General features: G+C 62.8%; 10 protein-coding genes. 7 read left to right on the top strand and 3 right to left on the bottom strand.

Features of this window, described 5'->3' with window-relative positions:
- Positions 1-218: 218 nt before the first annotated feature.
- A complete protein-coding gene (locus CSC74_RS14395) occupies positions 219-404 on the bottom strand; it encodes an alpha/beta hydrolase (RefSeq protein WP_162315182.1) in 186 nt (61 codons plus the stop codon).
- A gap of 253 nt (positions 405-657) precedes the next feature.
- Positions 658-1,635 carry a hypothetical protein gene (locus tag CSC74_RS14390; RefSeq protein WP_162315181.1) on the bottom strand — a complete coding sequence of 326 codons (978 nt, stop codon included), beginning with the start codon at positions 1,633-1,635 and terminating at the stop codon, positions 658-660.
- Positions 1,636-1,971: 336 nt separating this feature from the next.
- On the opposite strand from CSC74_RS14390, the gene CSC74_RS14385 reads away from it, so the two are divergent.
- The 7 genes from CSC74_RS14385 to CSC74_RS14355 all read left to right on the top strand — a co-directional run bounded on the left by CSC74_RS14385 (position 1,972) and on the right by CSC74_RS14355 (position 11,382).
- Positions 1,972-2,619: an iron-containing redox enzyme family protein gene (locus CSC74_RS14385; RefSeq protein WP_162315180.1), complete on the top strand. Its 648-nt coding sequence runs from the start codon at positions 1,972-1,974 to the stop codon at positions 2,617-2,619.
- 10 nt (positions 2,620-2,629) lie between these two features.
- Positions 2,630-3,049: a VOC family protein gene (locus CSC74_RS14380; protein WP_162315179.1), complete on the top strand. Its 420-nt coding sequence runs from the start codon at positions 2,630-2,632 to the stop codon at positions 3,047-3,049.
- A gap of 265 nt (positions 3,050-3,314) precedes the next feature.
- Positions 3,315-3,770 carry a low molecular weight protein-tyrosine-phosphatase gene (locus CSC74_RS14375; RefSeq protein WP_246193272.1) on the top strand — a complete coding sequence of 152 codons (456 nt, stop codon included), beginning with the start codon at positions 3,315-3,317 and terminating at the stop codon, positions 3,768-3,770.
- Positions 3,771-4,052: 282 nt separating this feature from the next.
- The gene (locus CSC74_RS14370; RefSeq protein WP_162315178.1) at positions 4,053-6,470 is read left to right on the top strand and encodes a UDP-N-acetylglucosamine 2-epimerase; all 2,418 of its coding nucleotides are present in this window, start codon (positions 4,053-4,055) and stop codon (positions 6,468-6,470) included.
- Between the two features lie 136 nt (positions 6,471-6,606).
- Positions 6,607-8,859, top strand: coding sequence for a polysaccharide biosynthesis tyrosine autokinase (locus CSC74_RS14365; RefSeq protein ID WP_162315177.1), 2,253 nt, complete (start codon positions 6,607-6,609; stop codon positions 8,857-8,859).
- 25 nt (positions 8,860-8,884) lie between these two features.
- Positions 8,885-10,288 (top strand): asparagine synthase-related protein, encoded by a 1,404-nt coding sequence (locus CSC74_RS14360; protein ID WP_162315176.1) that lies wholly within the window; start codon positions 8,885-8,887, stop codon positions 10,286-10,288.
- Positions 10,289-10,335: 47 nt separating this feature from the next.
- Positions 10,336-11,382, top strand: a complete 1,047-nt coding sequence (locus tag CSC74_RS14355) for a right-handed parallel beta-helix repeat-containing protein (RefSeq protein ID WP_162315175.1) — start codon at positions 10,336-10,338, stop codon at positions 11,380-11,382.
- On the opposite strand, the gene CSC74_RS14350 is transcribed toward CSC74_RS14355, so the two are convergent.
- Complete coding sequence (locus CSC74_RS14350) at positions 11,383-12,204, bottom strand: hypothetical protein (RefSeq protein ID WP_162315174.1); 822 nt, start codon at positions 12,202-12,204, stop codon at positions 11,383-11,385.
- Positions 12,205-12,517: the final 313 nt, after the last annotated feature.

Below are 12,517 nucleotides of genomic sequence, written 5' to 3'. Positions count from 1 at the left end.
CCTGAGCGGGAGAAAGAAAATCAGGTCAGCGCGCCTGCCAGCGGTCCATCTTCAGTCACCAACCGCGTGCCCTGCTTGCTGCTGCACGAGATGCGTTTGCTTGCACGCGCATACAAGGCAAGCTCGTATCTCGTGGGCGATGCCACGAATGATTTCCGCCATCGCATAGGCGAGAAAGCGGCGCGGGGGGCCGCCTTCTCAGTTTCGTGCGCCTGTCTTCAACGAATCGCTTCAATCGTATTGGCAATGTCGTCAGCCACTGCTTTGAGGTTGGACAGCATTGGCACATGACCGGTATGCAAGACGATCGTCTTGGCGCCGATTTTCTTGGCGACACTGCGCTGGGCAGCGGGATGGATCATCCGGTCCTGGCCAGAGAGCAGCACGACGGCTTGGTGCTCCATGCGGCGGTGATGGCTTTCTGTTGGAAGTTGGCGCCGTGTACTGGCCCTTGCGTGGCGGCGGCGAGGTCGGCTCACATGTCCTGCGCGACTCAGTGGCGATCGACTGTGGAGACAGCGTCAGGAAGCCATCACCGGACATGCGCTTGTACGAGCGCGTGGCCTCGATGTTGCGGGAGACGGACGATGCGGTGGCTAGGGCAGTTGGCGGGACGGCGCGCGTGGCGAGGACCCTGCGCAATCGGCCACGTGGCGATCAGGGATCGCCGATTCCGGGCGCGTCCGGGTGGCGGGCCACCGGGCGTCGGCGCGATGACGCGCGCATGTCCCTCAATGGCCCTTTCAGCGGCAAGACCAGATGCCGGTAGAAGAAGGACAGTGCGCGCCGCGAAGCCGGCACGCGGTGCGCGAGTCCTTCTTCGATGGTGTAGACGCATGGCGCGCATGTCCCGCAGGGCCTGCCGCGCAGCGGGGTATGGCAAAACCATGTCATGTCCATGATGGCGCTCCAGCCTCCGGCTTCGGCTTGCCGGCCGATCCCCAGCTTGTCGATACGGAACAGCGGAAAGCTGAAGCAACCGAACAGCCTGTACTCGGCGGTGTCGGCATGCCTGGGGTCGACGCGGATGCTGCGGTAGCCGCATGGATGTTCGAACTCGACGACGAACGAGCGCAACAACGCCTGTACCTTGTCATCGACATGCACGCCCAACTCCATGCCGGTGATCGCATTCTGCTTGCAGAATGCCGGCAACCACGCGTACTGGCTGCCGATGAAGGTCCTTTTGCGGATCTCCCGAAGCGCACCGGAAATCTCCGGATCATCCGCGACGTCGGCTACCGCAGCGAGGCGTAGAGGTTGCAGAAGCTCGCGGGTGCATGGATACGCCTCGCCCAGATGCTCGCCGATGCGGGCCATCGTCCGCAGTTCGATCTGCGTCGATGCCCGCGTCGGATCCTCCAGGTAATGGGGGGCGACCGGGACGCGATGCAGCAGCAGCAACTGCAACAGCCTGAAAGTCGAATCCCAGCCGCCGGTCCAGAGCAGGTCCACGCAAGAATCGTCTGTCGTGACGCGTGATGGGTCATCCATCGGTCGAGTATTCCTCTTGCGCATTCGCCGCATATCCCTCTCAGCCTTGCCAAACATGCGAATAGTGCGCGATTCCGCGTCATTCCAGAATGAAAAATGAACCGGCGCAATCTTGCGGAAGATGAATGCGGCTGCCTTCAAGGGCGATCTGTGCGAAACACGGAAATGAGGATAAGAAAATTCACGTTACATCGATCCGGTTCACGACCGTGAGCATGAAGTGAAGCGTCCGTGCAAGGTCGCAGAGTATGCTCCCGTCGGAATTTCGTCCGGCCATCCATCCACTTCGCATCGTGGTCATTCACATCGCGGAATTTCCACCAGGTTGAACGCATGTCATTGCAGAAGAACCAAAACGCGCCGGCAACACCTTTCGTTCCAGCCATGGCGACGCGTTCCGGTGCGTGGGACAGGAAAACGTTCTGGCAGCGCGCCGACAAGGCCAAGGAAGCGACCGAGGCATTGGCGGAGCAGAAGATGAAGGCGCTGTCGCGGCTGCCCGTCGATGCGCTGCGGCAATTCTGTACGCAGTATCGATTCTTCACGATCGACTACATCAGCGACCTCGCCTTGTTGTTGGCAAAACTTCCTTTCGGCGGCTTGCGTAGCCTGTTGAGCGAGATTCTCGCCGAGGAGCTCGGCGAAGGCGACGCGGCCAAGGCGCATCCAGAGATCTACGACCGCTTTTTGGCGAGCATCGGCGTGGAGCCGGAGCGACTGGAACGTGGCTTGCCCGCCAACCGAGCCATCCTGGGCGGGTTGACCGAGGAGCTGCGCCATCGCGCCCCGGCCTTTGGCGTGGGCCTGCGCGGGATGGGCGGCGAATGCCTGTGCCAGACCTACCTGTCGGTCATGTTCGAGCATCTGCGCACCCATCCGTACATGCGCGAACACGCGAACCGCATCGACTGGGAGTTCTGGACGATCCATACCGGAGAGCAGGACATCGTCCATGGCGAGCTGACGCGCCAGGCCATCGACGACTACATCCGCCAGGATCCCGGTGCGCTGCCGGACCTGGCCGAGGGCTACGAACGCAGCATCACGGCGTGGAACCTGTTCTGGCAGAACATCTTCGATGCGTGCGTCCCGCCCGGGAGGCACGTCATGAGCAAGACGACATGAGCAAGACGACATGAACAAGGCCGCACAGTTCCATCTCGCTTTCCCGGTGCGCGACCTCGACGAGGCGCGGCGCTTTTACGGCGACACGATCGGTTGCCCCCAGGGCAGGAGTGACGTGTCGTACCAGGACTTCGATTTCTTCGGCCATCACCTGGTCGCCCACATCTCTGACGACGACGCGCCGCTGCAGAGCGGGCGCTTCGACGGCGAGGCGGTCCCGGTTCCGCACTTCGGCATGAATCTCGACCGTGAGTCGTGGGAGGCGCTGGCCAAGCGCCTGAAAGCCGCCGACCTCTCGTTCCACGAGGAGCCGCACCTGCGGTTGAAGGGCAAACCCGGGCAGCACGTGACGATGTTCCTGTTCGATCCATCGGGAAACGCCCTGGAGTTCAAGTCCTTCGACGACCCCGAACAGACGTTCATTCCCTGAACGTGGGGATCCGCCCTGCGCGATGGCCTGGAGGTCGTTGACGGGTGATGCGCATCGTGGGTCGCTACTGCGCCGGGTAACGACATGCGCCGGCCGCGGCGCGCTCCAGTCCGGCACGGTAACGCGACCGCCGGAAAGAATGTCCGGGCAGCGGCAGCCAATCCTGGGCGCCCGGCTGCCTGAAGCGGCTTCATCGCTCCGCAGCCCGCCTGCTTCCGGCTTCTGCTTTCCACCGGGACGGTCGCCAAGCGGACTGACTCCAAGCATGATCGAGGTGGATACGTACGTGCCAACCCATGTGCTAATCGTATGCGCAGGCAACATCTGCCGCAGCCCGATGGCCGAGATCGTCTTACGCCATCAACTCCATGGAAGAGCTATTGCTGTCGGGTCCGCAGGGCTGTTGGCCATGGAAGGAAGTCCCATCGACCCTCTTGCCGAATCGGTGCTTTCCGCGCATGGTTTGACGGGGCGCCTGCATGTCGCCCATCAGATCAACCCAGCCATCATCGACGCTGCCGATCTGGTGCTTGCAATGGAAAAGCGGCATCTGGCCGCGCTGCATGCGTTGTCGCCTTCTGTGCGCGACAAGTCATTCCTGCTGGGGAAATGGCAGGGGGATGCCGAAATCCCGGACCCCTATGGCCGCCAGCGACCCGCCTTCGAGCGCGCTTACCAATCGATAGAAACAGCGCTGATGCGTTGGAGTTCGCACTTATAGAAATTCCACGCGATGTTTCATCGGCTCGTTACTTTCATGAACATGAAGTCCGATTTTCAATCGTGAACTGAAAGAAAAAATACGCCTGCTTTTCACTCCATGGTCAGGAGCGCATCGCTAGATTCTCTGCGGACCAAACGTTGAGGAGGCGATCGATGGGAGTCATCCATCAGGATCGTCGATCAATTGCATGCGCAGGTCATCCGCCGGTGGAAGCGTGTTGTTGCCTGGCTCGCACGAACCGATCCAGGCAACAGAGGCCATTGATACGAGGCAAGGCAAATGGATGACCCAAAACTTGTTGCAGCCAGCGCGATCGCGCTGGCAGTCACTCTTTTCGCCATTTTTTCGATGCGGCCCGTGGCGCGCCGGCTGGGCTTGGTGGACAAGCCGGACGAGCGCAAGCGCCATCGCGGCCGCATTCCCCTGATCGGGGGGCTGTGCTTCTTCCTGGGAACGCTGGTGGGGCTGAGCTATCTCGGCTACGTGGACAGTTTCGTGATGAACCTGATGGCCGGCAGCGTGCTGATCGTGGCGGTCGGAGTCGTGGACGATGTCGCCCACTTGAGCGTGCGTACGCGGCTGATGATCGAGGCCTGCATCGTGGGATGGATAATCGCCACGTCCGGCGTGCACATCGACTTCCTGGCGCAGTTGTCCGGCACCCATGAGCTGCGGCTAGGCCTGCTCGGAATCCCGGTCACGATCATCGCGATCATCGGACTGGTGAATGCCTTCAACATGCTCGACGGCATAGACGGACTGGCGGCCGCCGTGGCCATGACCAGCATCGCCGCGATCCTCCTCTTCGCGGGCGCGGGCTTGCCGGCGCCCGGTGCCCTGTTGTTGCTGCAACTCCTGTTTGCCGCGCTGGTTCCCTACATATTCGTCAATCTGGGATGGCCCGATGGACGCAAGATATTCATGGGCGATGCCGGCAGCAAATTGATCGGTTTCCTGCTGGCGTGGAGCCTGATCTTCCTAAGCGACCAGAGGGTCGGACGGCTGGCGCCCGTGGACGTATTGTGGTGCGTGGCGCTGCCGGTCATGGACACGTTGGCGGTGATGTACCGACGCTTCCGCCTGGGACGCTCGCCATTCAAGTCGGATCGCCAGCATCTGCATCACCTGCTGATCGATGCCGGCTGCTCGCCGCACGCGACCCTGCTTGCCATGGTCGGCGCCTGCGGCATGCTGGCGCTGCTGGGCTATGCATTGCGCGGCGTGCACGATGTGTTGAGCGCAGTGGCTTTCCTTGGAACCCTGGTCGCTTATGTGCTGTGGCTGCCGCGGCTGCTCGCGAAGTTGCGCAACTTGCTTCCCCTGAATTCGCCCGGGGCAGAAGATCCGATGCCGGTCGCGGAAGTGGCCGGTTTCATCGCAAGCCGGAAATGGGAGGATCGGGAGGGAGCGCCGAGAGGTCCGGAAGGCGGAGACGAGCGCGGGACCACGGGATCCTCAAGCTCCTTCCCGCCTGGAATGCAGTCGTCCACGCCGGTGAGGGCGCTGTGCATGCTGGCAGCGTCCCCGGATGCCATCAAGATCGCGCCCATTGCCCAGCAGATCTCGCACGACCATCGCTTCGACTCGACCGTGTGCATCGCCGCCGTGCCCGACTATGAAGCGGAACAGGTCCTGCATCTGTTCGACATAAGGCCCGACATGGTGCTCGATACCCCGGTAGCGGGCGAGGATCCTTCCGCGATCACACAGGCTTCGCTGGGACAAATGAGGCGCGTGCTCGATGAGGTTCGGCCGGATGTGGTGCTGGTGCCGGAAAACGGATCCACGACGCTGGCGACGATGCTGGCGGCCTATCACCAGGATATTCCGGTGGTATGCATAGGCACGTACTCGCAGGCCGTGGATCCGGCTTCAAGCTTGCAGGACGACGCCAATCGCAAGATCGTCCGTGCGCTCGCTTCACTGCATATGATGTCGAGAGGGGACGCGGACAGGGACGGGACGATCGAAGGCGTCCCGATCGAACGCATACTGGTGACCGGGAACACCTCCGTGGACACCTTGCATGCGGCACTGGAACGCCTGCAGCAGGATTCGGTGCTCAAGCGACGGTTGGCGCAGCGATTCTCCTTCCTGCGCCCGGGTAGTCCGTTGCTGCTGCTTGCGACGCGCGGGCCCGGGGTCGCCGCTTCCGAAACGGCTGCATGCGCATTGCGGGACATCGCGGTCCAGCATCCGGAAATGGACATCGTCTATCCCGCGGATCCGGCACGGACACCGACGGGCGGATCCAGGAACGCGTCGGAGGAGTACCAGAACGTGCATCCGATCGGGGCCATGGACTACCTGGCCTGGGTCTATCTGCTGGACATGGCTTACCTGATCCTCGCCGACGAGGACATCCGGGTCGAAGCGGCCGCATTGGGAAAGCCGGTGCTGCTCCTCCAGGGCAGCGATATATCGGACGCGGACACCGCCGCGAATCCGAATGTCGTGAAAGCAGGCTCGGGCCGGCTTGAGATCGTTGCCCGGATCTCTTCCCTGCTGAATGGAAGCAGGGCATACGACGCCATGCGCCAGGCCTCCAGCCAACCTGCCGGAAGCGACAGCTATCGGCCGATGCTCGAAGCGCTGGCGAACCTGTGCTCCGCGCCGCCCATGGCGCCCGCCGATCGAGCGCCGGGCGTGGACCTGCCTGTGGACGCCGGCATGCAAGGCGTGCGGGGGGCGTTATGACTGGCTGCAAGCGCAACACAACGACTTGTTCGCAAGCACCGCATGGACGTGTACTGCATGGAGAAGCGCCGCGCGGCATCGCTGCCGAAAGCGATACGAAGCCGCGGTTATCCCTTTTATCTGACGGGTGAAGAACATGGCAACACATCTCACGAACAGAACGGAAACGCACGGCCAGGCGCCGGCCACGCTGCGCGATGAGGACATCGATCTGCCGACGATGGTGGGCACTCTCGCCGAAAACAAGCGGTTGATCCTGTTCGGCACCGCGCTTTTCCTGCTCGTCAGCGCGATCTACGTACTCCTGGTCACGCCGAAGTACGAGGCCAACGCAGTGGTGCAGGTGGAGAACAGGATGCCGACCGTGCCGGGGTTGAATGCGAACACGGCCGCGCAGGCTCCTGCGCCGATGAGTTCGCCGGCCTCGACCGAAGTCCAGTTGCTGACTTCGCGCCGGGTGCTTGGCGAAGCGTTGAACAACCTCGACCTGTACATCGAAGCCGCTCCTTCCCGGATTCCGCTGATCGGCGGTATCGTGGCGCGCGGATTCCAGCTCGCCCGGCCTGGCGAGCTGGCGGCTCCATGGTTCGGCCTCGATCACTACGGCTGGGGAGGGGAACGGATCGATGTCGCGCGACTGGACGTGCCGGCCAACCTGGTCGGTGTGCCGCTGATGCTCGTCGCCGGCGACGCTGGTCGCTACAAGGTGTCGGACAGCGAAGGCAGATTGCTGGTCGAGGGAAGCGTGGGGCGGGTCGTCGATGCGAACGGCATCAAGCTGGAAGTGAAAAGCCTGCAAGCCAATCCAGGCGCGCGCTTCGAACTCAAACGGCTCGATCCCACGACCTTGATCGAGACCCTGAAGCGCAATATCAGCGTTTCCGAGCAGGGCCGGAACTCGGGCGTCATCGCGCTGACCTACGCCGATGCCGATCCGGTCCGGGCCAGGCAGGTGCTGGACGAGATCACCGGCTCCTATGTGCGCCAGAACGTCGCGCGGACCTCGGCCGAGGCGGCCAAACGGCTCGAATTCGTCACCGAGCAACTGCCGAACGTGCGCCGCGAACTGGCCAAGGCGCAGGCCGCGCTCAACTCGTTCCAAAGCCGCACGCAGACGCTGGACGTGGACGTACAGAACAGGGCGCTGCTCGACCAGACCATCGCGCTGGACTCGGGCATCCAGCAATTGCGCATCCAGATGACCGACAGCAACGCCCGCTTCACCCCGGAGCATCCGGTCTATCGCGCGCTGCAGGCGCAGATCGGCCAGTTCCAGCGCGAGAAGGCGGCGTTGCAGGGACGCATCCAGAAATTGCCCGATACCCAGCAGGGGCTGTTCCGCCTGAATCGCGACGTCGAGGTGACCAACCAGACTTACGCCAACCTGCTCGACCAGGCGCAGCAACTCAATATCGCCCGCGCCAGCGCGGTCGGCAATGCGCGGGTGATCGATCCGGCAGCAGTGAACCTGGACGATCCGGCATGGCCGAAACCCATTCCCGTACTGGTCGGCGGCACCGCACTGGGAGCGATACTGATGATCGCGTTCGTGCTGCTGCGGCAAATTTTCAAGCGCGGCGTCGAGGATCCGATGGATATCGAATTGCTGGGCCTGCCGGTGTACGCCTCGATCCCCTACAGCGAAAAGGGCCGCGCGCTGACCCTGCATCCGGGCCGGCGTTTCGGCCGCGACGGGCGCCAGCGCCTGCTGGCCCTGAAAGCGCCCACCGATCTGGCGATGGAGGCGCTGCGCACCTTGCGCACCAGCCTGCATTTCGCGCGGCTGAAGACCAGGAACAACCTGCTGATGATCACCGCGCCCAGCCCTGGAGTGGGCAAGACTTTCGTCTGCGCCAACCTGGCCGTGGCCATGGCCCAGGCGGATCAGCGCGTCATCCTGGTCGATGCCGACATGCGCCGCGGCACCCTGCACAACGCCGTCGGGGTCAGATGGGAAGGTGGTCTGTCGGAACTGATCACCGGCCAGATCGAACTCGATGAGGCGATCCGCAAGGTCTCCGGGGCCGACAACCTGTCGTTCATTTCGCGTGGGGCGGTACCCCCCAACCCGTCCGAGCTGCTCATGCACGAGAACTTCAGCGAGCTGTTGCGGAAATTGGCGGATCGTTACGACATCGTCGTCATCGATACGCCGCCGATCCTAGCCGTCACCGATGCGGCGGTGATCGGCCATCACGTCGGCACCAGCTTGATAGTGGTGAGGTGGGGCCTGAACCAGCAGCGCGAGATCGCGCTGGCCAAGCAACGGCTCGAGCAGAACGGAGTGGAGGTCAAGGGTGCGATCTTCAATGGCGTGCAGAAGCGCGGTCGCGGCCAGTACGCGTACACGTATTACGAGTACATACCGGCCAACGGCCCCAGGTCCTGACGGGTACGCATGCATGCAGATCACCATGTCCCCTTACTTCGGCAAGCCGGATTTCTCCGCCCTGGCGGAAGGCCATGCGCAGCGCGATCGCATCGACCTGGTTTCCGTGGCCGACATCCTGCGCAATGCGTTCGTCTATCCGCCGCACTCGATCTTCGAAGGCGTCAAGCTGGTGACGTTCGGATTCTGTCCGCAGCACGACATGCATGTCGCACCGAAATTCCATTTCAGGTTCCGCAACGCAGGCGAGATTCCGGTAGACGCCAGCGCGGACCAGGACTGGGTGGCGGCCTACCATCGCCTGCTCTGCGATGCGGTGCTCCGCTCCTGCGAAGGCATGCGTGCGCCATGGCTGCTGCAGAGCGGCGGCAAGGATTCGACCACGCTGTCCATCGCTTGCGCCGATGCCCGGCCCGACACCACCTGCATCACCTACCTGGGCGGCCGCGAAGAAAACGAAGTCGAATCGGCGGCCCATGTCGCCCGGACCCTGGGGCTCAGGCATGAAACGCTGGTATGCGATCCCGGGCGCGCCTACGACCGCTACCTGGCGGCCGTGCCGCGGCTGCCTTTGCTGACCGCGGATTTCGCCCTGCTTTCCTACATGGACCTGGCAACCGAGATCGGCGAGCGCGGTGGCGATGGGGTCATCGACGGGCTGGGCGCGGACAGCTATTTCGGCACACCGGTGGATCGGCGACAAAGGATACTCGCCGGGTTCGCCCGCGATCTGCGGCTGCCGAGCGGCATTGCCGAGCTGCCGCTGGTCGACCGCAGTTTCCAGCTTTGCTTCATGCTCGGCACCTTGCAGATGAACGCCATAGAACGCGTCTTCCCCGGCTCCCGTTTCAGCGACGACGAAGTCGATGGCTTGTTCGGCCGGCCCATCGCGCGGGAATCGCGGGCACGCCTGACCCTGTTCAACGACGAGATCGCGTCGGCCACGAGTCCGTGGGAAAAGCGCGACATGTCGATGTCCATCGCCGGTTCGGCCGGCGCTTTCGCCAAGGGGCTGTACACCGCCAGTGCGTTGTCGGTGCACGCGGCGTATCCGTTTTGCGACCGCACGCTGCGCGAATGGATCTATCACGAAGTACCGCGAGACCAGAAAGTGGACCCGGTCACGCATCTCAACAAGATGCTGATACGCAGGCACATCGCCTCGCGTTTCGACGAGCTTCCCTATGTGCGGAAAAAAGGAAGCTTCCGCTTCGATCTGTGCGGCCTGGCCGCCCAACGTTTCGAAAGCGTGCGCGATTACGCCCAACAGGCGCATGACCTGCTGCCCGGTGCCGTGCCCTGGCTCGACCGGAATCGCCAGCGGCTGGACAACAAGTACCACGCCTCCAAGTTCTATCTCCTGGCCATCGTGTTGCCCTGGCTGGCCCACCACCGCCGCGATCTGCAGTCGCAGGCACTCGCAGCATGAGCCTGGATCGGGAGCAAGCGGCCGCTTGCGCATCGCGAAGGGATTTCATGGGTGGGCTCCTGAAGCTGACCGCTACGGCTGTGGCGTGCGGTTCGGCATCATTCGCGGCTTCCGCCGCCGTCGTCTCCGGCAGGGAGCGGGGAAGCGCCGTGATCGACGTGCGGGCGCACGGTGCCAAGGGCGATGGAATCCATGACGAGACCTCCTCGTTCCAGGCTGCGATAAACGCATTGCCGGAAGCGGGCGGCACGATAACCGTGCCCGCTGGCGCTTATCTCATCGACCCCACGCGCAGCGTCAAGCTGCGCAGCCGTATGCACCTGTCACTGGCGGCCGGTGCCCGGCTCCTGGCCAGACCCAACGCCTCTCCCCGGGCCTACGTGCTGTTGGCCCAGCAGCTCGAGGACGTGGAAATCTCGGGCGGTCGCATCATCGGCGAGCGGGACTCGCACCTGGCCGCTTCCGGTGAATGGGGCCATGGCATAAGGATCCGCGGATGTTCGGGAGTGACGGTCAGGGATATCCATATTTCGCGCTGCTGGGGCGACGGGATTTCCGCCGGCGGCATCATCTCCAGGGCGCGGGCTTCCCAGCCGGGCCGCGATTACGTGTTCGAGAACGTCGTCTGTACCGGGAACCGGCGCCAGGGACTCACCATCGGCAGTTCACGCCGCGTGCGGGTGCGGAACTGCACGTTCGCCGATACCGGTGGAACGCCGCCGGGCGCAGGCATCGATATCGAGCCGGACACCGGGATCGCAAGCGATATCGTCATCGAGGATTGCCTGCTGCGTGGGAATCGCGGCCCCGGGATATCGATCTACAAGCGCGCGGCGGGAGTGACGATAAGAAGGTGCACGATCGATCGCAACCGCGGCGATGGAATCCTGGCCGTGACCGCCATCGATTGCGTCTTCGCCGACAACATCATCCGCGACAATGGATTGAAGGGGATAGCGTTGAAAGCGGGCTCGCGCAATGTACGGGTGGCGGGAAACCGGTTCAGCTCCAACGGCCGTGGCGGCAAGGGTCAGGTACGGGTCGCCGACGACAGCCGGGAGATACGCATCGAAGCGGACAACGTCTTCGAATGATCAGCGCAGCAGCGCGCGCCGGCCGGCTCCCCATTGCTGGATAACCGCTTTGGCGGGCGCCTTGATCGGCTTCACGAGAACGCGGTAGAAGGCTCCCTTGATGCGATTGCGACGCGGGATCCTCCAGCCAAAGCCTTCGTCGACCGCGTAAAGGCAGGGATTGCAGTATCCGCAGGGTTCGTTGCCGTTGCCGGGTTTATGGCAGAACCAGGTCATGCGGAGGATGTCCAGCCATCCCTGCTCGACGGCGATGTCCCCGGTTTCCTGCTTGTCCAGTTCGAAAAGCGGAAAGGAGAATCCACCGAAAACAGAGAACTCCTTCGTGTCCGAATAGCGTGGGTCGATGCGGTAGGAAACATGGCCATTGTTCCAGGTCTGCACCACCAGCGCGCCGATAATGCCTTGGATCCTGCCGCCACGATGGCCGGCTGCCAGCTCGAGTTCGGCGATGCCGAGTTGCTTGCGGAACCTTGCGAGCCAATCGTACTGGTTGCCTATGAATCGCTCTGCCACGAGCTGCCGGAACGCGTCGGTTATGGCGGCGTCCGCCGCCAGCCCGGCTATGTCGAACTTGCTAAGAGGCTTGAGAAGGACGCGGGTATGGGGATGCTTTTCGAACAGGGCGCTGCGTATGCGCTGCATCGCCTCCAGTTCCGCGTTTGTGGAGGCACGGGTCGGGTCCAGCAAGTAGTGGGGAACCACTTCACGCCGATGCTGCAGCAACAGCTGAAGCAGGCGAAAGCTCGAATCCCAGCCGCCTGTCCATAGCAGGTCTACAGGGGGGAGCGAGTCCGCATGACCTTCTTCGGCGTGTATGCCCATGCCGCGATACCTTTTGCAAAGCATTGCCACTGAAATTGCCGGTCATTAGGAACGAGCCTGTGTCGTCAACCCGTGATCGCGCCGCCGCCGCTCGGGAGCGGTACAGGTACCCGGCCGCGATTGTTCAGTTGGGTGAAGGAAGTGGCGAAATTTTTCGCGGCTGGAAACTCCTTCGCAGTCAGCGTTGTGAAGCGGAGCGTAGTCATGAACATAAATGCAGAACAATAAAAATAAGACGGGACGTAGCCTGAATAAATGAAGCTGAAAACAGAAGTTACATCACAATTATCGAGATGCGGACTTCGGTTCCAAC

The sequence above is a fragment of the Pseudoxanthomonas yeongjuensis genome, from assembly GCF_010093345.1.
Lineage (GTDB): Bacteria > Pseudomonadota > Gammaproteobacteria > Xanthomonadales > Xanthomonadaceae > Pseudoxanthomonas_A > Pseudoxanthomonas_A yeongjuensis.
This window is presented reverse-complemented; position numbering and strand designations above follow the sequence as displayed.